This is a genomic window from Paracoccus thiocyanatus, from assembly GCF_900156255.1.
GTDB lineage: Bacteria > Pseudomonadota > Alphaproteobacteria > Rhodobacterales > Rhodobacteraceae > Paracoccus > Paracoccus thiocyanatus.
On record NZ_FTMK01000016.1, the window covers coordinates 56,325 to 77,496 of the forward strand.

The following is a 21,172-nucleotide window of genomic DNA, read 5'->3' on the forward strand; positions in this document are numbered from 1 at the left end:
CACGAGCCATGATGAATCTCGCAGAATACCGCCGCACCGCCTCCCGCTTGGCTGACTATCTGCCTTGGGTGGCGCTGGTCGGCTCCGGCGTCGTGCTGAACAAGGATGGCTCGCTCCAGCGCACCGCGAAGTTTCGCGGGCCGGATCTGGACTCCGCCGTCGCGGCAGAAATGGTCGCGGTGGCAGGGCGTCTGAACAATGCCTTCCGCCGTCTGGGCTCGGGCTGGGCGATCTTCGTCGAGGCGCAGCGGACCGAGGCCGCGACCTATCCCGACAGCACCTTTCTCGATCCCGCCTCGGCGCTGGTCGATGCCGAGCGCAAGGCCGATTTCGAGGGTGAGGCCGATGAGCGATCATCCCAGTGGGACGATCGCCGGCCGAACGGCACCTATTTCGTCTCGGGCTATTTCCTGACCTTCCTCTGGCTCCCGCCCGCCGAGGATGCGGCACGCTCAGAATCCTGGCTCTACGAGGGCCGCGAGACCTCGGGCGTGAATCCCTGGGAACTGGTGCGCGGCTTCATCGACCGCACCGACCGCGTGCTGGCGCTGCTCGACGGCTTCATGCCGGAATGCCGCTGGCTCGATGACGCGGAGACACTCACCTACTTGCACTCGACGATCTCGACCAACCGGCATCGCGTGCGTGTGCCCGAGGTGCCGATGCATCTCGACGCGCTGCTGCCGGATCAGGCGCTGACCGGCGGGCTGGAGCCGCGCCTGGGCGACCAGCATCTCCGAGTTCTCACCATCACCGGCTTTCCGGGCGTCACGACCCCCGGCCTGCTCGATGAACTGAACCGGCTGGCCTTTCCCTATCGCTGGTCGACCCGCGCCATTCTCATGGACAAGGTGGACGCGACGCGGCTGCTGACCCGTATCCGGCGCCAGTGGTTCGCCAAGCGCAAGTCCATCGCCGCCATCCTCAAGGAGGTGATGACCAACGAGCAATCTGCACTGGTCGATACCGATGCCGCCAACAAGGCGGCCGACGCGGACATGGCCTTGCAGGAACTCGGCGCCGACATGGCCGGCATGGCCTATGTCACCGCGACCGTCACCGTATGGGACGAGGACGCCTGCCGCGCCGACGAAAAGCTGCGGCTGGTCGAGAAAATCGTCCAGTCGCGCGATTTCAGCGTCATGGTCGAGACGGTCAATGCCGTCGACGCCTGGCTTGGCAGCTTGCCCGGACATGCCTATGCCAATGTCCGGCAACCGCCGGTTTCGACGCTCAACCTTGCCCACATGATCCCCTCAAGTGCCGTGTGGGCGGGGCCGGAACGGGACGACCACTTCGGCGCACCCCCGCTGCTCTATGGCAGGACCGAAGGATCGACCCCGTTCCGGTTTTCCCTTCATGTCGGCGATGTGGGCCACACACTCGTCGTCGGCCCGACCGGCGCGGGTAAATCGGTTCTGCTGGCGCTGATGGCCTTGCAGTTCCGGCGCTATCCGCGCAGCCAGGTCTTTGCCTTCGATTTCGGCGGCTCGATCCGCGCCGCGTCGCTTGCCATGGGCGGCGACTGGCACGACCTCGGCGGTGAACTGACCGATGCGGCCGAGACCTCCGTTTCGCTGCAACCGCTGGCGCGTATCCACGAGACGGCCGAGCGCGCATGGGCCGCCGACTGGATCGTGGCGATCCTGACGCGCGAGAACATCCAGATCACCCCCGAGGTAAAGGAGCATATCTGGACGGCCCTGACCTCGCTCGCTTCCGCGCCAGTCGGGGAACGCACCATCACCGGGCTCGCGGTCCTGCTGCAATCCAACGACCTGAAACAGGCCCTGCGCGCCTATTGCGTCGGCGGTCCTTACGGCCGCCTGCTGGACGCTGAGAGCGAACATCTTGGTTCAGCCGACGTCCAGGCGTTCGAAATCGAGGGCTTGGTCGGAACCGGCGCGGCCCCGGCTGTCCTTTCCTACCTGTTTCACCGTATCGGCGACCGCCTCGACGGCCGGCCCACGCTGCTCATCATCGACGAAGGCTGGCTGGCGCTCGATGACGATGCCTTCGCGGAGCAGCTCCGTGAATGGCTGAAGACGCTCAGGAAGAAGAACGCCAGTGTCGTCTTCGCCACGCAAAGCCTGTCCGACATCGACGGCAGCAACATCGCGCCCGCGATCATCGAAAGCTGCCCGACGCGGCTTCTACTGCCGAACGAGCGTGCGATCGAGCCGCAGATCACCGCGATCTATCGCCGCTTCGGCCTCAACGACCGGCAGATCGAGATCCTCGCACGAGCCACGCCCAAGCGCGATTACTACTGCCAGTCCCGGCGGGGCAACCGGCTGTTCGAGCTGGGCCTCAGCGAAGTCGGTCTCGCGCTCTGCGCCGCGTCCGCCAAATCCGACCAGGCATTGATTGCCGAAATCTTCGCGGAGCACGGCCGAGACGGCTTTCTCGCCGCCTGGCTTCGAGCGCGCGGCGTCGACTGGGCGGCCGACCTGATCCCGGACCTCACCAACCTCGCGCTGGAAAGCGAGGACCTGCCGCCCCTCGTCGACGATGAAAACGAGTTCGGCATCACCCTGGAAGAAGAGGAGATCACTCCATGACGTACAAACTGCCCCGGTTCACCCGCATGGTGAGTGCCTCGGCGCTTGCCCTTGCCCTCGCTGCCCCGCTGGCGCTGACCCCGGTGTTGACGACGCCTGCCCATGCCTTCTTCGGCGGCTTCGGCCGCATCGTCTACGATCCGACCAACCATGCCGAGAACCTGCTGACCGCCGCCCGGACGCTGGAGCAGATCAACAACCAGATCACCTCGCTCCAGAACGAGGCGCAGATGCTGATCAACCAGGCCCGCAATCTCGCCAGCCTGCCCCACAGTTCGCTTCAGGCGCTCCAGCAGAATGTGCAACGCACCCAGCAGCTTCTCGGGCAGGCCCAGAACATTGCCTTCAACGTGCAGAACATCGACCAGATGTTCCAGCAGGACTACGGCAACCTGTCTCTGACGGCCACCGACCAGCAACTCATCGCTGACGCCAGGTCCCGCTGGGAGAACACTGTTGGCGGCTTGCAGGACGCCATGCGCGTGCAAGCTGGCGTCGTCGGCAATATCGACAGCAACCGCGCTGAGATGTCGGCGCTGGTCGGCGAAAGCCAGGGGGCGACGGGTGCGCTGCAAGCAACCCAGGCCGGCAACCAGCTTCTCGCCCTTCAATCGCAGCAGCTCTCCGACCTGATCGCGGTGATTTCGGCAAACGGCCGCGCCCAGGCGCTGACCGAGGCCGAGCGCGCCACCGCCGCCGAACAGGGCCGCATCCAGCGTGAGCGGTTCCTGACGCCGGGCTTGGGCTACCAGCCCGGCAATGCGCAGATGTTCAACTGAGGAAAGGAGGCGAAGCATGGAGGGGAAGGTGCTGGCCCGGATCGCGGCCATCGTGTTCGTCGCGATTGTGATCACCGCCACGGTCATCGAGATGACGCGCGAGGACGATCCCGCGCCGGTCAGCACCGCTCCCGCGCTCCAGCCGCCGGCCGATCCGCTGCGCGAAACCCTGCGCCGGTGCCAGCAACTCGGCGAGGCCGCCGGCAGCGATGCCGATTGCCTCGCCGCCTGGGCCGAGAACCGCGACCGCTTCCTTGGCCGGACGCCAGCCCCGGCGACGCCTGCACCGAACGGAGGGCAGTGACTATGGGCGGAACGGGGGTCATCGACAATTTTCTCGGTATCTTCACCAGCTATATCGACAGCGGATTCGGCCTGCTCGGTGGCGAGGTTGCCTTCATCGCTACCACGCTGATCGTCATTGACGTTACGCTCGCCGCCCTATTCTGGGCCTGGGGCGCCGATGACGACATCATCGCCCGACTAGTCAAGAAGACGCTCTTCGTCGGTGTCTTCGCCTACATCATTAGCAATTGGAACAACCTCGCCCGCATCGTCTTCGAAAGCTTCGCCGGTCTCGGCCTGATGGCTTCGGGCACCGGCTTTTCCGCCGCCGATCTCCTTCGCCCCGGACGTGTCGCCCAGACCGGGCTCGAGGCCGGGCGACCCCTGCTCGAAAGCATTTCCGACCTGATGGGCTGGATCGCGGTGTTCGAGAATCTCGTCCAGATCCTCTGCCTGTTCTTCGCCTGGGCGTTGGTGATCCTCGCCTTCTTCATCCTCGCCGTGCAGCTCTTCGTCACCCTGATCGAGTTTAAGCTGACCACGCTTGCGGGCTTCGTCCTCATCCCCTTCGGCCTGTTCGGCAAGACCGCCTTCATGGCTGAGCGCGTGCTTGGCAACGTCATCTCCTCCGGCATCAAGGTTCTGGTGCTGGCCGTCATCATCGGTATCGGTTCGACGCTGTTCTCGCAGTTCACCGCCGGCTTCGGCGGCGCGACCCCGACCATCGACGACGCCATGGCGATCGTGCTGGCGGCACTCTCTCTTCTCGGCCTCGGCATTTTCGGCCCCGGCATCGCCTCCGGTCTTGTCTCCGGCGGTCCGCAACTCAGTGCGGGTGCCGCGGTCGGGACGGGTCTCGCCGTGGGCGGTGCGGCCGTTGCGGCCGGCGGCGCGACCATGCTCGCGGCACGTGGCGGCACCGCAGCCCTGTCCGGCGGCGCGGCGCTCGCACGCGGCACCGCCTCGGCCGTAGGGGCTGCGTCATCGGCCTACACGCTCGGAACTGTCGGCGGGTCCGGGGGCGTTTCCAGTGGTCTTGGAGGCGTCGCCCGCGCCGGAGCCTCCACCGCCGTCTCTCCGCTCAAACGGGCTGCATCCCGCGCCAGTGACAGCATGAAGTCCAGCTACGCCGACGGTGTGAGGGCCGGGTTCGGCGCAACGGGCGGCACATCCTCCATGGGGACCGTCGGTGGCACAGGTCCCGATGCCGCCATCGCGCCTGCAGCCGATGGGCCGCCCGCCTGGGCAAAGCGCATGCGTCGAAACCAGGCCATGAGCCAAGGCACACGGGCCGCCGCCCATGCCGTCCGGTCTGGTGACAGCCGTGGCGCCGGCTCTTCCGTCAATCTCTCCGAAAGCGACCGCTCATGAACCTCTTCAAACGCCCCGCAACCCATTACGGCAAGACGCCGGAACCCGAGACTCCGTACCAGAAGGCCGCCCAGGTCTGGGATGAACGTATCGGCTCGGCCCGCGTGCAGGCGCGGAACTGGCGCTACATGGCCTTCGGCAGCCTGATCCTGTCTGCTGGTTTCGCCACCGCACTTGTCTGGCAGTCGGCACAAGGGACCGTGGTGCCCTGGGTGGTGCAGGTCGATGCGCTCGGCGAAGCCCAGACCGTCGCCCCGGCCTCAGCCGACTACCAGCCGACCGATCCCCAGATTGCCTTCCATCTCGGCCGTTTCATCGAGCAGGTCCGCTCGATTCCTGCCGATCCGATCATCGTGCGGCAGAACTGGCTGCGCGCCTACGAGTTCACCACGGATCGCGGCGCGATCGCGCTGAACGACTATGCCCGCGCCAACGACCCGTTCACGCGCGTCGGCCGCCAGCAGATCGCCATCGAGGTCTCGAGCGTCATCCGGGCCTCGCCGGGATCGTTCCGGGTCGCCTGGACCGAACGCCATTTCGAGAACGGCCAGCTTTCCACCACCGAGCGATGGACCGCGATCCTGACCGTCGTGATCCAGACTCCGCGCAGCGCCGAGCGCCTGCGCGCCAATCCGCTCGGCATCTACGTCAATGCGATCAACTGGTCGCGGGAGATGAGTCAATGACCGCCTCGACCTTCCGTAACGCCGGGCTCCCGGTTTTCCGTAAACCCGCATTGGCAGCTTTGCTGCTTTCCGCCACCATGCTGGCCGGCTGCGCCACCAACCGGACACCGCAGTTCAGCTATGACGACTCCGTGCCACCGCTGCCGACGCCGCTCGCGGCCTCTGCCGAGGATCGTCCCCGGTCGCTGCATGTTCCACCCGCCTGGACCGTGGCGCGCGGCGGCACTCCTGCCGGCACGCCGGATGGCCGCGTCGAGAACGCCAATGCCGCCGCCCGCGTCGAGCCGCGTCGGGAAGGCTATTACAACGCCATCCAGATCTATCCATGGTCGGAAGGTGCGCTCTATCAGGTCTATGCAGCCCCCGGTCAGATCACCAATATTGCGCTGGAGCCTGGCGAGCGCCTGACCGGAGCGGGACCGATTGCGGCTGGCGATACGACGCGCTGGATCATTGGCGACACCCAGAGCGGATCGGGCGCGAATACCCGCGTCCATATCCTCGTGAAGCCGACACGCGAGGACATCTCGACCAATCTCGTGATCACCACCGATAGGCGGGTTTACACGATCGAACTGCGTGCGCGGGGGGCCCTCTACATGCCCTCGGTCGCCTGGGCCTATCCGGCTGCGCCCCGTGGTGCGCGACAGGCTGTGGCGACCGCGCCGACAATGCCGACGCCGTCGGCCCGCAATCATCGTTACGGCTTGCAGATCCCAGGTGAGAGCCCGCCCTGGCGCCCAGTCTCGGTCTTCGACGATGGTCGCCGCGTCTATGTCGTCTTCCCGGCGGGCATCGCCCAGGGCGAGATGCCACCGCTCTTCGTGCTCGGCGCCGATGGAGAACCGCAGATCGTTAACAGCCGTATCCACCGGAACGTACTGATCGTGGATCGCCTCTTTGAGGCAGCGGAGCTTCGGCTGGGGGCAGGCGACCGCCAGCAGGTGGTACGGATCGTTCGCATGGAAGAGCGCGAGGCAGAGGCGCGGACGGAGGGGGACGCGCATAGGGGAGGGGCGTCATGAATGAAACCGATCCTGCAGCTCCGATGCGTCTGCGCCCCGATCCGCCGCGCGTGACCAGGCTGTCGCGCAAGGTTCTGGCCGGTGTCGGAGCTGTCGCACTCTTCGGCATTGGCGGCGCGCTGATCTATGCGCTCCAGACCCGTGAGGTTGGGCCGGGAGGTGGAGAACTCTATTCCATCGACAACCGACCGGCAGCGGACGGCCTGGAAGGGCTGCCATCCGACTATACTGGCCCGGTTCTCGGACCCGCACTGCCCGGTGACCTCGGACGGCCGATCCTCGACGCGCAGGAGCGGGGACTGCCGGTTGCGCCGCCACCGATCACTGGCCCCGCCGTCGATCCCGAAGAGGAACGCCGCCGCGCCGAGGAAGAGGCCGCGCGCTTGAGCGGCGTGTTCTTCCAAACGGTGCCGCGCCGGGGAGCGACGCCCGGTGTCGGCGCGAATGTCCCCGGCCTCGGGCGTTCCGGGCAGGCCGAGCAGAGCCGCCATACGGCCTTCCTGAACGGGCCGGTGGATCGACAGACCGTCGCGCCGGATCGTTTCCAGCCACTGGTATCGCCTTACATCCTTCAGGCCGGAGCGGTCATCCCGGCCGCGCTCATCACCGGCATCCGCTCGGACCTTCCCGGTCAGATCACCGCGCAGGTCACGGAGAACGTCTATGACAGTCCGACCGGCGCGCTGCTCCTGATCCCGCAGGGCACACGCATCATCGGCCAATATGATGATGGCGTGAGTTACGGTCAGCGCCGCGTGTTGCTTGTCTGGAATCGCCTGATCCTGCCGGGCGGCCGCTCCATCGTTCTTGAACGTCTGCCAGGCGCGGATGCGAGCGGCTATGCCGGCCTCGAAGATGGCGTCGACTATCACTGGTGGGATCTGATGCGCGCGGCGGGTCTGTCCACGCTGCTCGCAGTCGGGGTGGAACTTGCCGCCAATGATGAGGACCGGCTGGTTCAGGCTATTCGGGATGGGGCGGTGGACACGATCAACCAGGCTGGTCAGCAGATCGTGCAGCGCCAGTTGCAAATCACGCCGACCTTGACGATCCGGCCGGGATTTCCAGTCCGGATTATCGTGACCCGCGATTTGGTATTCGAACCCGCAGGAGGCTGACCATGACGAAACTGAAGCTGGGACCGCTGCCCGACGACAAGTCCGTGAAAGTGACGGTGGAACTACCCGCGTCCCTTCACCGCGATCTGGTCGCGTATGCCGAGGTATTGGGGCGGGAAACGGGGCAAGCTGTTGCCGATCCTGCTAAGCTGATCGTCCCGATGCTGGAGCGGTTCATTGGAACGGACCGGGGGTTCGCCAAGGCGCGACGCTCTGCCCAACTGGCCAAGCTGCGGACCGAAAACTGATGGAGGCTCAAGATGATGTCATCGCCTTGGCTAGGCTAAGCAGCCGCCTAAACGCGGGATTGTCGTTTTCCCGAGACCATATAGCTGAAAAGGGAAGAACCTCATTACAGATAGGACGGTAAGCGATTCCGGGAAATCGCGCTACTGTCATTGCTTCGCTGACCAGGGTCAAGCCCCGGCCCATTGCCACAAGTGACAGAAGGTTATCTCGCCCAACCGACTGCACCTGCACATCTGGGTGCTGGCCGAGGTTGGCGAGTTCCCTAATTAGATGGTCGTGGATTTCCTGCCCGGGAGCTGTCTCGCTGACGACAAATGGTTCTTCTATGAGATCCTGCCATTTCAGTTCCTTCCGAGCAACCAGCGCATGGTGATCCGGCAGCACAACGTAAACCCGCTCCGACCACAAATGCGTTCTCTCACAGTCGGGCCAATCCCGCGTCCCGGTCACGAAGGCAACGTCAATCCGTAGTTGACGGATGGCAGCGATATGCTCGCTTGGATTGCCGTCAACCAGCTCGATTCGGATGTCCCCATGTCGGCAACCGTAGGTGCGTAGTAATTCGGCCAGAAAACCCGAGGCAATCGAGGAGTAGATGCCGATTCTCAGCATACCATTCTCTGACCGGCCAACAGAGGCGATATCTTGTGCTCCCTCCTTGAGGCTACGGAGAATCTGGCGGACGCACGGCAGGTAGCGTTGGCCAGCAAAGGTGAGGCGGACGCCACTGCTATGGCGATGAAACAATGCTGCCCCGAGTCGATCTTCGAGATCATGAATTCGGCGGCTGATGGCCGATTGTTGAACGCCAAGCGAAGCACCTGCCTTGCGAAAGCTGCCATGCTCCGCCGCAGCCACGAAATAGCGCAGATGTCGAAGCTCTATGGTGTCCCGATGCTTCACTGCCTCGTTCATTAGTCTGTGCCGTGACCCAGCGTTAGGTGAGCTTCTCTTATTCCTGTCAGATGGTTGGCTTCGACTATGCATTGCCACCTCACCAACTACGCTTGCAAGGCGAGTAAATGGCAACCGCCCTTCCCTCGGATGGCGCGAAAGCCGCAGCATTGCCGGTATCGGCAGCTTCGCGCCATCGCTTGATAGAGGTGGGTGGACACTCTCATCGCGGATGCGCAGGAATAAGTACTGCGGCCAAAGGCTCTAGAACGAATGCACCGGCCTGGACCAATACGGGATCTCTTTCGCCACGCATTCTGGGGAACACCGTGACCAATCCCACAAACCGGCTATGCATCGTCGCGTCTGGTGACGAAACGTCAGATATATCTATGACTCTGATCCCGTTGGTGTTCGCCAGGGCCTGTACTCGTGGATCCTGCACGTCGCGGGTGCCGAGCCTGCTGCGCGATCCGGTGAGGCGGGCGGAAATCGTCAAAGCACGATCGTCTGGTGCGACGAGTAACGTTAACGGTGGATCAAGAGGGCCGATGATCTCGATCTGTCTCCGAAACACATCGATATCGATGTCTGGTGCCGCGAGCACAACATCTCCCAGACGTTCAATCGTCCGGTCCTGACCTGTAAGCCGTAGCTGCCGCAACGCTTCGACGACGAGCATTGCCCCCATGGAGTGCCCGAAAAGAGTAATGCGCCCCACCTGCGGCTGGCCCGCAAGCGTGTTGAGGACATGCACCAGATCATCTCGTGAATAGGTGATCGCATCTCGATCGGCAACGTAGCCCGTGACAGATGCCGCCGACGGCCACGCGAAGAGAACTGGCGCGTCATCCAATCCACCATCGGCCACAAGCTGGGCCAAACGGAAGAGCGACTCTTGGAAGTTGTAGTTATAACCATGGACGAATATGACGACATCTCGCTTGCCCGGCTTGAGCCGTACGGCACCGGCCGCGACGCTTGCCGTGCCTAATTCTGAAGTCGGTCGAATTTCTCGCTCTGTCACGACGAAGTTTTTAGCCGGATCTGGGTCGCCCTTTGGCCATTCGATCCGGGTGAGTTGATGACTGGGCGGGACCGATAACTTGAACCTCTCGAGTTGCAGCTTGTGAGAGCGCAGATCGGAATAGCTGTGAGACATGACGTCGAACCGCCGATTGGTGACGACGTCAATTGTCACGAAGCTGGCAGCGGAACTCTCGTCTGGCACAACGGCAAGGACCTCGGGACCAGGCCGCAGTGCACAACCCGGCAAAGCCAAGAAGGTCAGAACGAGCAACAGGGGCAAACCTCCAAGGTGCCCCATCTGCCTCGCAACGTCAGCGATCCGCTCTGGCACATGGCTCGTGGGTTTAGGCAAATGGGCGCACATCGCTTCACCCTGCCAAGCTCATGGATCGGCGGAACAGCAGAAGACTGGCCACGAAGAATGTGGTTCCGAGCCCCGCCATCAGCGCAAGTTCGACCCAAACTGAACCCAGACCAGCGCCGCGGAAGACGACGGCTTTTGCGAAAGCCAGAAAATGGCGCGAGGGAAGCGCCAGAGTGAGGCGTTGGACGAGGTCGGGCTGACTTTCGATTGCACCCATTCCACCGGAGAGCATGATGATCGGAATGATCACCATGATGACCAGCAGCGCGAACTGTGCCATGCTGCGCGCCATGGTGCCGAGGAACATGCCAATGGCCGCTGCAGCGGCCAGATAGACCGTGGTGCCGACCAGCAGCAGGCCCATCGAGCCCCGCATCGGCACATCGAGCACACCCTGCACCACGAACAGAAGCGAGAGCGTGAACGCCGCCAGCACCACCACCACGTTGGCCAGAACCTTGGAAAGCGCGATTTCCAGCGGCGTCAGCGGCATCACCATCAGATGTTCGATCGTACCCTGTTCGCGCTCGCGCAACATCGCCGCACCCGTCAGCGCGATGGTCAGCAGCGACAACTGGTTCAGAAGCGAGGAGACCGACTTGAACCAGACGGGATCGCCGTTGGCGTTGAAGGCGCGGCGCAGTTCCAGCCGCAGCGCCGGGTCGGACGCGTCGGGGTTGTTCGTGAGGAACGCGCGGGTTTCCGAGGCCAGGATATTCGCGATGTAGTCGGTGCCGAGTTGGGCCTGGCTGACCGCCGTGGCATCGACCTCGAGCTGGGCGGTGGGCATCCGACCAGCGATCACGTCGGCCTCGAAGCCCGGCGGGAATGCGAGGACGAACATGATTCGGCCCGCATCCATCTCGGGCGCGATGCGGTCCGCGCCGATGGTGACCGGCGGTTGGAACCAGGGCGGGTCGAACGCGTCGGCGATCTGGCGGGTAAGGCTGGAGCCGTCCTCATCAACGATGGCGATGGCGGCGTTGTAGACGGTGTCGCCCGCGCCGCTCGCTTCGAGGATCACGGCGATGATGAAGGACCACAGGATCAGCACCACCATCACCGGATCGCCTAGGACACTTTTGAGTTCCTTTCCCGCCAGCCAGAAGATGTTGAAAAGCCCGCGCATCGCTACTTCTCCTGCTTTTTCAGAAGAAGGATCGCGAGCCCGGTCAGCACCGGACCGAAAGCGGCGAGGCGCAACAGATGGCCCGAGAGCTCGGCCAGACTCAGCCCCTTGGTAAAGGTTCCGACGCTCAGCCCCATGTACCAGGTGGTGGGCCAGAACGTGCCGAGGATGCGCGCGGGGCCTTCCAGCGATGAGACAGGCGTGATCATGCCTGAGAATTGCAATGTCGGCATCACTGACAGGATTGCCGCAGCAAAAACGGCGGTGACCTGCGTACTGGTCATCATGGAAACCAGAAGGCCATACCCTGTGGCGGCGAAGGCATAGACCAACGCGCCGATGACCAGGGCTGCCGGACTGCCCTTGAGCGGTACGCCCAATACCGTGACCACCAGCACCGTCAGGATCACGAAGTTCAGAAGCGTGATGGCGACATAGACCAGTTGCTTGCCGATCAGGAATTCGGCTCGGCCGGTGGGCGTGACGTAGAAGTTGGTGATCGTGCCGATCTCCTTTTCTCGCGCGACGCTGACCGCCATCAGGATCGCCGGGAATAGCAGCAGAAGGAGCGGCGGGATCGAGGGGCCGATCGCGGGCAGGCTTTCCATCGCCGGATTGTAGTGGAACCGAGGCGCCAGTTGCGCGGGCGGCTGGATCGGGTCAGCGCCGACCAGGGCGCCAAGAGTGCCGAGCGCGAGGGCCGCGCCTGCATCCTCGTTCAGGGCATGGGCATGTGCGCCCTCGACATAGCTTTCCACCGTCCCGGCGCGGCTGGTGTCGGTGCCGTCGATCAGGGCGGCGATCTCGGTCGTTTCGCCACGGCGCACGGCCTTGCCGAAACCGGGTGGGAGTTGCAGCGCCAGCGCCAGTTCGCCGCTGGCCATGCGCCGGTCGAGTTCGTCCGCGCTGGCAATGGCGGGGCGCTCGCGGAACCAATCGGACTCCTCAAAACCAGACAGGTAGGCGCGGCTTTCCGGGCTGCGGTCCTGGTCGAGGGCGGCGAAGGGGATCTCACGCACCTCCTGCGAGATGCCGAAGGACATGATCAGAAGCAGAACCGCGCTGCCGACGAAGGAGAAGACCAGCCGCACCGGATCGCGCCGCACCTGCATCGCCTCGCGCGTAGTGAAGGCCAGAAGCCGGCGCAGGCTGAAGCCCGGGCGGTCCGCCAGGGCCTCGGCGGGCGCGCTGACGCGCACCTCGGGCGTGCTTTCTGCTGCCGCGTACTGCGGCATCGCGTCGAGCATGTGGGCGATGAAAGCATCCTCGAGCGTTCCGGCCCCGTGCGCGTCGATGATCGCCTGCGGCGCATCCGTCACCAGTACCTTGCCCGCATGCATCAGCGAGATGCGGTCGCAGCGCATGCCCTCATCCATGAAATGCGTCGATATGAAGATCGTCACGCGCTCGCGATGCGCCAGATCGAGCAGCATTTCCCAGAATGCATCACGCGCCTGCGGGTCGACGCCCGAGGTTGGCTCGTCGAGGATAAGGATGTCCGGTGCATGGATCACCGCGACCGCCAGCGACAGGCGTTGCCGCACCCCCAAAGGGAGCGAGGCCGCGTTCTGGTCGAGATAGGGATCGAGCCCGAAACGCGGCACCAGATCGGCCATGCGGTCCCTGGTCAGGTCGGGGCCCAGATGGAAGAGACGGGCATGCAGAAGCAGGTTCTCGCGCACCGTCAATTCGCCATAAAGCGAGAAGGACTGCGACATGAAGCCGACCCGGCGGCGTGCGTCGAGGTTCTGCGCATCGACCGGCTGGCCGAAGATCCAGGCTTCACCCTCGGTCGCGGGTGTCAACCCCGTCAGCATCTTCATCGTGGTGGTCTTGCCGCAGCCGTTCGAGCCAAGAAAGCCGAAGATTTCACCGCGCCGGATCTCGAAGCTGACCGAATCGACGGCGGTGAAATCGCCGAACCGCTTGGTCAGACCACGCGCATTGATCGCGGGGATTTCATCGGTGGTGGCGCCGGTCGGCGCTGGCAGAGCGTGTGTGTCGTTTTGCGCCTCGGTCCTCCCGCCGCCCAGAAGGGCGACATAGGCGGCACCCACGGTGTCGGTGCTTGTCCGCTCCTTGAGAACGTCCGGGCTCGCTTCGGCCAGAACGCGGCCCTCGTTCATGGCGATCAGGTATTCGAACCGCTCGGCTTCCTCCATGTAGGCGGTCGAGACCAGCACGCTCATTTCGGGGCGGTCCTTGCGGATCGCGTCGATCAGATCCCAGAACTGACGCCGCGAAAGCGGATCGACGCCGGTGGTGGGTTCATCGAGTAGGAGGAAATCCGGGTCATGGATCAGCGCGGCACAAAGTCCCAGCTTCTGCTTCATGCCACCCGAGAGCTTGCCCGCCGGGCGGTCGAGAAACGGCGCAAGGCCAGTGGCGCGGGTCAGCCGTTCGATCCGCGCGCCGCGTTCCGCCTGGCCCTGGCCGAAGAGCTTGCCGAAGAATTCGAGATTCTCGCGGATGCTTAGATCATGGTAGAGGTTCTTGCCGAGACCCTGCGGCATGAAGGCGATGCGCCGCCCCATCTCAGTCCGGACACGAGCACTTGACATATTCCCGCCCAGCGTCTCAAGTCCACCGGTCTGCAGCTTCTTGGCTCCGGCGATGAGGCCCATCAGGGTCGATTTTCCGACGCCGTCGGGCCCAATCAGGCCCACCATGCGCCCCATCGGGATCCTCAGCGTCACATCGCTGAGGGCAGTCACTTTGCCATAGCGATGGCTCACCGCCGCCAGAGATGCGACGGGGCCGGGGTTCTCAGCGCTGGTCATTGCCCGGTCTCGGTTGCGCCGTCACCCGTCATCGGTGCGGGCAAGACTGCCGCCACGGGCGGTGTCAGCCCATCGGGCCAATCGGGCAAGTTGCCATCGGGATCGACGAGCCGCACCCAGGCGACGCCGCGCACCCCGGTCTTGACCTGGGCGAGCCGGGCCTCGACCAACTGCTGCGGGATGCGCACGCGGACGCGGAACATCAGGCTTTCGCGCTCCTCGACGGTCTCGACCTGCTTGGGGGTGAACTGCGCCTCCGGCGCGACGAAACTGACATGCGCCGGTACGGCGACATTCGGCATCGCGTCGACGACAATGCGCGCCTCGTCGCCCAGTTTCACCCGCGTCGCCGCACCGGCGGGCAGGAAGAATTCCATGTAGACATTGCCGAGGCTCACGAGCGTCAGCACCTTACCGCCGCTGCCCAGAACCTCGCCGGGCTGCGCAAGGCGGTAAAGGACGCGACCAGCCTCGGGGGCATGGAGCGTGCTGTCGGCGATGCGCGCCTCGATCTCTTGCAGGTTCGCGACGTCCGCATCGACCACGCGTTCCTTTGCCTGCGCCTCGGCCTGTGCGGCGGCGAGGCTGGCTTCTGCCACCTGAGCTTCGGTCCGGCGGATGTCGTAGTTCGCCTTGGAGATCACGTCACGCCCGCTCAGCGCCTCGGCGCGCGCGAGCTCGGTTTGGGCGAGCGCGAGGCTGGCCTCGGCCTTGGTTACACCCGCCTGTGCCACGGCTACTGCGGCCTCTGCACTGGCCACCGCCGCCTCGGCGCGCGCCTTTTGCGCTTCGAGTTCGGTTGTGTCCATGACCGCAAGGACGTCGCCTGCGGCGACGAGATCGCCCTCCTGCACCGCGATCGTGGCCACCCGCCCGGAAAGACGGTTCGAGACATCGACGAGATCGGCTTCAACCCTGCCGTTGCCCCGCGCGAAGCCCTCGGGCGGCAGGCCGCTCGGGGCCAAGAAGATCGACCAAAGGGCATAGCCCATGAATCCCGCAAGTACAGCGAGAACAAGCGCGATTGAAATCTTGCGTGACATCTCTATCGGTCTCCCTTCATGTCATGTCCTTGGACGATCATCGGCTCGTCAGGAGGGTGACCGCCGTAGAAATCTTTCAGGACCGACACGGCCTGCTCTGCTGTTTCGACGAAGCGGAAGAGGGCGCGATCCTGCGAAGAGATCATTCCCTCATCGACCAGGAAGTCGAAATCGATCGCCCGGTTCCAGAATTCCCGTCCGAACAGGATGATCGGAAGGCTTTGCATCTTTCGGGTTTGCACAAGGGTCAGGACTTCGAACAGTTCATCGAGGGTGCCATAGCCGCCGGGAAAGGCCACGAGTGCCTTGGCCCGCAGCAGGAAGTGCATTTTGCGTATGGCGAAGTAGCGAAAACGGAATGCGAGGTCCGGTGTGATGAACGGGTTTGGCCTCTGTTCGCTCGGCAAGGTGACATTCAAACCGGCCGAGCGCGCTCCAACATCGAAGGCACCGCGGTTCGCAGCCTCCATCACGCCCGGGCCACCGCCTGTGACGATAACGAAATCCCGGCGTCCGACCCGTTGAAATTGGTGCGAGACGAGCTCAGAAAAACACCGCGCTTCTGCATAGTAGCGCGACCAATGTAGCCGGCGTTCGGCTGCCAGAAGTTGTCGTTCGGATGCCGGGTCCTCCCGGTGGAGCTGTTGAGCTTCTTCCAACTGCTTTTCTGCGACTTCCGGCGAGACGATACGGGCGCTGCCAAATACCACCACAGTCGAGTGGATATCATGGTGACGCAGCGCGCGTTCTGGCTTGATCAGTTCGAGTTGCAGGCGCACCGGACGCAGATCGTCCTCCGCCAGAAAATCCAAGTCCTCGTGCGCCAATCGATACGCGGGCCCGACCAGGATATGTTCGGTGAGTTCTCTTTCGCTTGTCCGGTCGATGGTCATGGGCTTGGGCCTATTTCGAAACATGCACCCGGTTCAGGAACTGTCACCGTCCAGCCCTTCTCGGTTCGAAGCGCGTGCGCGAATTCCAGTGCCGCTGTCTCCTCGCCGTGCACAATGAAGGTCTGATGCGGTGGCACTCTGAAACCATCCGCCCAAGCCATGAGCGCCTTCCGGTCCGCATGCGCGGACAGCCCGTTGACCGAGTGAATGGCGGCCCGCACCGGGATGTCGTCTCCAAACAGGCGGACCCGCCGGACGCCATCCACAAGCTGCCGACCCAGCGATCCCTTGGCCTGGAACCCGGTGATCATCACAACGGACTCGGGTCGGGGCAGGTTCTGTCGCAGATGGTGACGGATGCGCCCGGCATCACACATACCGCTGGCCGAGATGATTATCGCCCCTGCGCTGATCTGGTTGAGTGCCTTCGATTCGTCGACACTCGATGTGAACTTGAGATAGGGGAGGTCCGCACCCACCTTGTGCCATCCCGCGAGGTTCTTCGCCTGTTCGTCGAACAACTCCAGATGTCGGCGGGTGATCCTTGTGGCTTCGGTCGCCATCGGCGAGTCCACAAAAATCATCAAGTCGCGAAGTCGTCCTTCGCAGGTCAGCCGATGCAGATGGTAGAGCACCTCTTGCGTGCGACCGACTGCGAAGGCGGGCACGATAATATTTCCGCCGTCGCCGTGGCGGGTGCGTTCGACGATCTCGATCATCTCGTCCAGAGTTGTGCTCAGATCCTCGTGCTCGCGGTTCCCATAGGTCGACTCGATTACCAGAATATCAGCATCGGGAATGGGCGTGGGATCCCGTAGGATTGGCCGCCCGGGCTGCCCCAGATCGCCACTGAACACGATCTTAGTTGTTTCGCCGTCCCCTTCGGATATCCAGACTTCGATGATCGCCGAGCCGAGGATATGGCCGGCATCGTGGAACCGGCAGCGCACATTTTCATTCGGGGTGAGCTTGGTGTCGTAGCGGATCGCGTGAACCTGCCGCAGACAAAGCCTGACATCGTTCATGGTGTAGATTGGCTCTGTCGAAGAGGCTGCACCGCGCTTGGATCTGCGCCAGTGCTTTCGAGCGTCCGATTCCTGAATGTGGGCGCTGTCTGGCAGCATGACGCCTAACAGATCCGCTGTCGCTTCGGTTGCGAAAATCGGCCCGGTGAACCCTGCCTTGGTCAGTTTTGGCAGCAGACCGCTGTGGTCGATATGCGCATGTGTCAGAAGAACGAAATCAATTGATTCCGGGTCGAAACCGAAGGGTTTTCGATTGCGGGCAGGCGCTTCCCGCCCGCCTTGAAACATGCCGCAATCGATCAGAAACCGGACTTCGCCGGTTTCAACGAGGAAGCAGGAGCCGGTGACTTCGCGCGCCGCGCCCAGAAAGCTGATCTTCGGCGCCATGTCACTCCTGCTCCTCGGCATCGCCCGCCCTAGAAATCCCGTGTAGATAGATTCCAAAAACACGTGGCGCATCGGCGCGCATTTTATCCACGTCGCCGGCGATCAGGGATTGCATCACGAGGCCCTGAATGGTGCCAATGAACAGAGTGGCCGCCGCCTCGGCATCAAGATTGTCGCGCAATTCGCCGCATTCCTTGCCACTCGTAATCATGTCGCGCAGGCGTGCCGCGTATTGTTTCATCATGCTCTGCGCGAGACGCTTGGCCGGCGTCTGCCGAGCGCCCTGAAGCTCTCCGAACAGCATGCGTGGTGCGCCTGGATGATCGGCAACAAATGCGATGTGGGCGAGAAACATCGCCTCCATCTTTCCCGTAGGCGAAGTGATGTCTTTGGCCGCGCGATCGATCCGGGCCATCAGGTTCTTGGCCACCCAGTTCATGACCGCTTTCCAAATCGCATCCTTGTTCGGAAAGTGGCGAAAGATCGCGCCCTGTGTCAGCTTCATGTGCTTGGCAATGGCCGCGGTCGTAATGCTGTCCGGGTTGGAAGAGCCGGCCAGGTCGATGACCGCTTCGACCGTAATGTTGCGGCGCTCTTCCGCCGGGATCTTTTTTGGTTTCGTCTTGGTCAATGAAACGTCTCCGTTTGCCATACATATGCAGCCGTCCATATCATCGCGGCGACCATTGAAATGCCGCCAGCCACAACGAGGACCGGCGGAACACCAAAAAGCACCTCTGCCAGAATGCCCAGAGGCATCAGCAGCCCGAGCAGTGCCAACGCGGATATCCAGCGCCCGGTCCGGGTGTCCGGGGCGCGCGACAGGGCGAGACCGACCGCAATATTGATGAGCGCGAACAGGTTGCCGTGAACATGCGCAAGCCGCGATTCGAAATGCGTACCCACCGCATAGTCAGCGATCCACTGCTCCTTGCCCGGCGCGAAATCGCGCAAGAAGATCAGCACGAACCCGTACAGCATGAAAAGTGCCAGGAACGCGAAGCCCGTCACGACATTCGTTTTGCCCGTCAGCATGGGTCTCCTCCTCGGTCAGTCGCGGCACTTACCTGCCTTGCCGTGCATCATGGCTTGAATAAATATAGTAATCAATTACTATCTTGATTCGAGATTGTCCAGCGGTGCCGGTGCCATTGATCATGGTCTCGAGATCGCCGGCCGGACATCAGGCAATATCGATGGAGCGGCAAATGTCGGACCAGGTGGTAAAACTGCGCGATGCGCAAGGAAAGCAGGGGACAGCACGAGCGGTGCCTGACCGCTCTACACGCGACATGTCAGACGCTAAGGCCGAGCCGGAACGGGATGCGGCGATGACGTCTGACACCGATGATCGTCCGGATACACATGATACCCGTCACGAAGCGTTCGACCATGCGGCACAGGTTTGGCTTTCGCGCTTCACGCATGGGTTGTCGCCCGCTGCCCTCATGAATGCCTGGTTCGATTGGGCGACGCATATGGTCGCTGCTCCGGGAAAACAGTTGGAAATCGCAGAAAAGGCTGGAGAAAAGTTCGGTCGGTACACGCGCTATGCAATGGCATGCACAGGTTCGACCAACGCGGTGGCGCCCTGCATTGATCCACTGCCGCAAGACAACCGGTTTCGCGGCGATGCTTGGAAAATGCCCCCCTTCAATCTGATTCAGCAAGGTTTTCTGCTGCAGCAGCAATGGTGGCACAACCTGGTCACTGATGTACCCGGTGTGACTGTTCAGCACGAGCGCGAATTGCAATTCCTGACGCGCCAGATGCTTGATGTTCTCTCTCCATCCAACTTTCCCGGAACCAACCCCGAGGTTCTGAAAAAGACGCAACAGACCGGCGGTCTGAACCTGATCCGGGGGTTCCAGAACTACATGGAGGACCTGCAGGACCTCATGGCAGGAGAGGCCCCCGATGGCGCCGACTCCTTCCAGCCAGGCCGGGACGTGGCGGTAACGAAAGGCAGCATCGTTTACCGCAATCAGTTGATCGAACTCATCCAGTACGCCCCACTCACGGACAAGGTACGACCTGAGCCGATCCTGATCGTCCCGGCCTGGATCATGAAATACTATATCCTCGACCTCTCGCCGCAAAACTCGTTGGTGCGCTATCTGGTCGAGCTAGGCCACACCGTCTTCATGATTTCGTGGAAGAACCCCGATGCGGGCGACCGTGACATGACTCTGGACGATTATCGTCGGCTGGGTGTAATGGAAGCGCTGGATGCGGTCAGCGCGATCGTCCCGGATCAGAAGGTTCATGCCGTCGGTTATTGCCTCGGCGGTACGCTCCTGTCGATCGCCTCCGCCGCGATGGCGCGCGATGACGACGCGCGGCTGGCCTCGCTGTCGTTGCTGGCCAGTCAGATCGATTTCACCGAACCGGGCGAATTGGCGCTGTTCATCAACGAAAGCCAGCTCGCGTTTCTCGACAGCGTGATGTGGAAGCAGGGCTATCTTGACACCACGCAAATGGCCGGCGCCTTCCAGATGCTGCGCTCGAACGATCTGATCTGGTCGCGGATTGTGCGCGAATACCTGATGGGCGAACGTGCCCAGATGAATGATCTTATGGCCTGGAACGCCGACGCGACACGCATGCCGTATCGAATGCATTCGGAATATCTGCGCAGGCTCTATCTCAACAACGACCTTGCCGAGGGTCGACTCAAGGTCGATGGCCGTCCGGTACATGTTTCGGATATCCGGGTGCCGATCTTTGCCGTGGGCACGATAAAGGATCATGTGGCACCCTGGCGGTCGGCCTTCAAGATCGACATGCTCAGTGACACCGACGTGAGTTTCGCGCTGACCAGCGGCGGGCACAATGCCGGCATCGTCTCGGAGCCGGGCCACCCGCGCCGGACCTTCCGGGTGCGGCACCGCAAGGCCGAGGACTTGCACATGGATCCCGACACGTGGCTGAGCGAGACGCCTGAGCGGGAGGGATCATGGTGGCCGACCTGGTCAGAATGGCTGACTGCCCGCTCGGGCGACATGACTGGCCCGCCCCGGATGGGCCGCAAGGATCATCCGCCGCTCGACGACGCGCCGGGAACATTTGTGTTTCAGAAATAACGCATCAGCGGACGCCGGGAAGAACTGGAGTGAGAAATATGCAAAGCAGACGATGGGATATCCTGATTGCGGCGGTTGTCGTCACGCTTTTCGGCTTGCTGACGGTTTTATCGGGCGGGCGCGCACTTTTCGGTGGCTCGGAGGCACGTGCGGCGGTCGGCGATGCGGTCCTCTTCGTTCTATGGTTCAACTTCCTGGCCGGCTTCGCCTATGTCGCAGCAGGTATCGGGCTCATGTTGCAGACAAACTGGGCGGTCAAGTTATCGATCGCCATCCTCATCGCCACGATCCTGGTGATGATCGCCTTCGGTGTCCACGTTCTGCTCGGCGGCGCCTATGAGATGCGGACGGTATGGGCCATGAGCCTGCGAACCGTCGTCTGGGGCGTCATTGTCGGCCTCGCGATCCGCGACCCGGACGGGCTCGCTCCAGAACAGCTAGAAGAACGTCACTGAATTAGTTTAACAAGCT

The 21,172-nt window shown here is 63.0% G+C and carries 19 protein-coding genes; 10 read left to right on the plus strand and 9 right to left on the minus strand.

The window, feature by feature from the left end:
- Window positions 1–8 precede the first annotated feature (8 nt).
- From trbE to F3H32_RS12345, 8 genes are read left to right on the plus strand one after another with little or no spacing between them, the layout of a single operon-like run.
- The gene (gene trbE / locus F3H32_RS12310; RefSeq protein ID WP_149766103.1) at window positions 9–2,561 is read left to right on the plus strand and encodes a conjugal transfer protein TrbE; all 2,553 of its coding nucleotides are present in this window, start codon (window positions 9–11) and stop codon (window positions 2,559–2,561) included.
- A complete protein-coding gene (trbJ, locus tag F3H32_RS12315; protein WP_149766104.1) occupies window positions 2,558–3,340 on the plus strand; it encodes a P-type conjugative transfer protein TrbJ in 783 nt (260 codons plus the stop codon). The genes trbE and trbJ overlap by 4 nt, the downstream gene beginning before the upstream one ends.
- A 16-nt stretch (window positions 3,341–3,356) precedes the next feature.
- A complete protein-coding gene (trbK-alt, locus tag F3H32_RS12320; RefSeq protein WP_149766105.1) occupies window positions 3,357–3,644 on the plus strand; it encodes a putative entry exclusion protein TrbK-alt in 288 nt (95 codons plus the stop codon).
- 2 nt (window positions 3,645–3,646) lie between these two features.
- Window positions 3,647–4,996 carry a P-type conjugative transfer protein TrbL gene (trbL, locus tag F3H32_RS12325; protein ID WP_149766106.1) on the plus strand — a complete coding sequence of 450 codons (1,350 nt, stop codon included), beginning with the start codon at window positions 3,647–3,649 and terminating at the stop codon, window positions 4,994–4,996.
- Window positions 4,993–5,682 carry a conjugal transfer protein TrbF gene (gene trbF, locus F3H32_RS12330; RefSeq protein ID WP_149766107.1) on the plus strand — a complete coding sequence of 230 codons (690 nt, stop codon included), beginning with the start codon at window positions 4,993–4,995 and terminating at the stop codon, window positions 5,680–5,682. The genes trbL and trbF overlap by 4 nt, the downstream gene beginning before the upstream one ends.
- Window positions 5,679–6,707: a P-type conjugative transfer protein TrbG gene (gene trbG / locus F3H32_RS12335; RefSeq protein WP_149766108.1), complete on the plus strand. Its 1,029-nt coding sequence runs from the start codon at window positions 5,679–5,681 to the stop codon at window positions 6,705–6,707. Before trbF ends, trbG begins: the two co-directional genes overlap by 4 nt.
- The gene (locus F3H32_RS12340) at window positions 6,704–7,825 is read left to right on the plus strand and encodes a TrbI/VirB10 family protein (RefSeq protein ID WP_149766109.1); all 1,122 of its coding nucleotides are present in this window, start codon (window positions 6,704–6,706) and stop codon (window positions 7,823–7,825) included. Before trbG ends, F3H32_RS12340 begins: the two co-directional genes overlap by 4 nt.
- 2 nt (window positions 7,826–7,827) lie before the next feature.
- On the plus strand, window positions 7,828–8,073 hold the full coding sequence (locus tag F3H32_RS12345) for a DUF2274 domain-containing protein (RefSeq protein ID WP_149766110.1): 246 nt from the start codon (window positions 7,828–7,830) through the stop codon (window positions 8,071–8,073).
- Between the two features lie 7 nt (window positions 8,074–8,080).
- Here F3H32_RS12345 and F3H32_RS12350 read toward each other — a convergent pair whose 3' ends face one another.
- The 9 genes from F3H32_RS12350 to F3H32_RS12390 all read right to left on the minus strand — a co-directional run bounded on the left by F3H32_RS12350 (window position 8,081) and on the right by F3H32_RS12390 (window position 18,653).
- Window positions 8,081–8,989 carry a LysR family transcriptional regulator gene (locus F3H32_RS12350; protein ID WP_149766111.1) on the minus strand — a complete coding sequence of 303 codons (909 nt, stop codon included), beginning with the start codon at window positions 8,987–8,989 and terminating at the stop codon, window positions 8,081–8,083.
- A gap of 202 nt (window positions 8,990–9,191) precedes the next feature.
- Complete coding sequence (locus tag F3H32_RS12355; protein WP_188128655.1) at window positions 9,192–10,268, minus strand: alpha/beta hydrolase; 1,077 nt, start codon at window positions 10,266–10,268, stop codon at window positions 9,192–9,194.
- Between the two features lie 97 nt (window positions 10,269–10,365).
- Window positions 10,366–11,490 carry an ABC transporter permease gene (locus tag F3H32_RS12360; RefSeq protein ID WP_149766113.1) on the minus strand — a complete coding sequence of 375 codons (1,125 nt, stop codon included), beginning with the start codon at window positions 11,488–11,490 and terminating at the stop codon, window positions 10,366–10,368.
- A 2-nt stretch (window positions 11,491–11,492) separates the two neighbouring features.
- Window positions 11,493–14,270, minus strand: a complete 2,778-nt coding sequence (rbbA, locus tag F3H32_RS12365) for a ribosome-associated ATPase/putative transporter RbbA (protein WP_149766114.1) — start codon at window positions 14,268–14,270, stop codon at window positions 11,493–11,495.
- A complete protein-coding gene (locus tag F3H32_RS12370; protein WP_149766115.1) occupies window positions 14,267–15,313 on the minus strand; it encodes an HlyD family secretion protein in 1,047 nt (348 codons plus the stop codon). The genes rbbA and F3H32_RS12370 overlap by 4 nt, the downstream gene beginning before the upstream one ends.
- A gap of 2 nt (window positions 15,314–15,315) precedes the next feature.
- Window positions 15,316–16,206, minus strand: a complete 891-nt coding sequence (locus F3H32_RS12375; protein ID WP_149766116.1) for an LOG family protein — start codon at window positions 16,204–16,206, stop codon at window positions 15,316–15,318.
- Window positions 16,203–17,618: an MBL fold metallo-hydrolase RNA specificity domain-containing protein gene (locus F3H32_RS12380; protein ID WP_149766117.1), complete on the minus strand. Its 1,416-nt coding sequence runs from the start codon at window positions 17,616–17,618 to the stop codon at window positions 16,203–16,205. The genes F3H32_RS12375 and F3H32_RS12380 overlap by 4 nt, the downstream gene beginning before the upstream one ends.
- Window position 17,619: 1 nt before the next feature.
- Entirely contained in the window at window positions 17,620–18,249 is a 630-nt protein-coding gene (locus F3H32_RS12385; RefSeq protein WP_009573804.1) for a TetR/AcrR family transcriptional regulator, read from the minus strand.
- Window positions 18,246–18,653 carry a hypothetical protein gene (locus tag F3H32_RS12390; RefSeq protein ID WP_149766118.1) on the minus strand — a complete coding sequence of 136 codons (408 nt, stop codon included), beginning with the start codon at window positions 18,651–18,653 and terminating at the stop codon, window positions 18,246–18,248. Before F3H32_RS12390 ends, F3H32_RS12385 begins: the two co-directional genes overlap by 4 nt.
- A gap of 173 nt (window positions 18,654–18,826) precedes the next feature.
- Here F3H32_RS12390 and F3H32_RS12395 point away from each other — a divergent pair, with 173 nt between their 5' ends.
- Complete coding sequence (locus F3H32_RS12395) at window positions 18,827–20,701, plus strand: PHA/PHB synthase family protein (protein ID WP_223191439.1); 1,875 nt, start codon at window positions 18,827–18,829, stop codon at window positions 20,699–20,701.
- A gap of 38 nt (window positions 20,702–20,739) precedes the next feature.
- Window positions 20,740–21,156 (plus strand): hypothetical protein, encoded by a 417-nt coding sequence (locus F3H32_RS12400; RefSeq protein WP_149766120.1) that lies wholly within the window; start codon window positions 20,740–20,742, stop codon window positions 21,154–21,156.
- The last annotated feature ends 16 nt before the right edge of the window (window positions 21,157–21,172 follow it).

What these genes read in the sequence shown, in the direction of transcription:
- trbE (WP_149766103.1), top strand. Translation starts at nt 9, where the DNA reads ATGATGAATCTCGCAGAATACCGCCGCACCGCCTCCCGCTTGGCTGAC.
- trbJ (WP_149766104.1), top strand. Translation starts at nt 2,558, where the DNA reads ATGACGTACAAACTGCCCCGGTTCACCCGCATGGTGAGTGCCTCGGCG.
- trbK-alt (WP_149766105.1), top strand. Translation starts at nt 3,357, where the DNA reads ATGGAGGGGAAGGTGCTGGCCCGGATCGCGGCCATCGTGTTCGTCGCG.
- trbL (WP_149766106.1), top strand. Translation starts at nt 3,647, where the DNA reads ATGGGCGGAACGGGGGTCATCGACAATTTTCTCGGTATCTTCACCAGC.
- trbF (WP_149766107.1), top strand. Translation starts at nt 4,993, where the DNA reads ATGAACCTCTTCAAACGCCCCGCAACCCATTACGGCAAGACGCCGGAA.
- trbG (WP_149766108.1), top strand. Translation starts at nt 5,679, where the DNA reads ATGACCGCCTCGACCTTCCGTAACGCCGGGCTCCCGGTTTTCCGTAAA.
- F3H32_RS12340 (WP_149766109.1), top strand. Translation starts at nt 6,704, where the DNA reads ATGAATGAAACCGATCCTGCAGCTCCGATGCGTCTGCGCCCCGATCCG.
- F3H32_RS12345 (WP_149766110.1), top strand. Translation starts at nt 7,828, where the DNA reads ATGACGAAACTGAAGCTGGGACCGCTGCCCGACGACAAGTCCGTGAAA.
- F3H32_RS12350 (WP_149766111.1), bottom strand. Translation starts at nt 8,989, where the DNA reads ATGAACGAGGCAGTGAAGCATCGGGACACCATAGAGCTTCGACATCTG.
- F3H32_RS12360 (WP_149766113.1), bottom strand. Translation starts at nt 11,490, where the DNA reads ATGCGCGGGCTTTTCAACATCTTCTGGCTGGCGGGAAAGGAACTCAAA.
- rbbA (WP_149766114.1), bottom strand. Translation starts at nt 14,270, where the DNA reads ATGACCAGCGCTGAGAACCCCGGCCCCGTCGCATCTCTGGCGGCGGTG.
- F3H32_RS12370 (WP_149766115.1), bottom strand. Translation starts at nt 15,313, where the DNA reads ATGTCACGCAAGATTTCAATCGCGCTTGTTCTCGCTGTACTTGCGGGA.
- F3H32_RS12375 (WP_149766116.1), bottom strand. Translation starts at nt 16,206, where the DNA reads ATGACCATCGACCGGACAAGCGAAAGAGAACTCACCGAACATATCCTG.
- F3H32_RS12380 (WP_149766117.1), bottom strand. Translation starts at nt 17,618, where the DNA reads ATGGCGCCGAAGATCAGCTTTCTGGGCGCGGCGCGCGAAGTCACCGGC.
- F3H32_RS12390 (WP_149766118.1), bottom strand. Translation starts at nt 18,653, where the DNA reads ATGCTGACGGGCAAAACGAATGTCGTGACGGGCTTCGCGTTCCTGGCA.
- F3H32_RS12395 (WP_223191439.1), top strand. Translation starts at nt 18,827, where the DNA reads ATGTCGGACCAGGTGGTAAAACTGCGCGATGCGCAAGGAAAGCAGGGG.
- F3H32_RS12400 (WP_149766120.1), top strand. Translation starts at nt 20,740, where the DNA reads ATGCAAAGCAGACGATGGGATATCCTGATTGCGGCGGTTGTCGTCACG.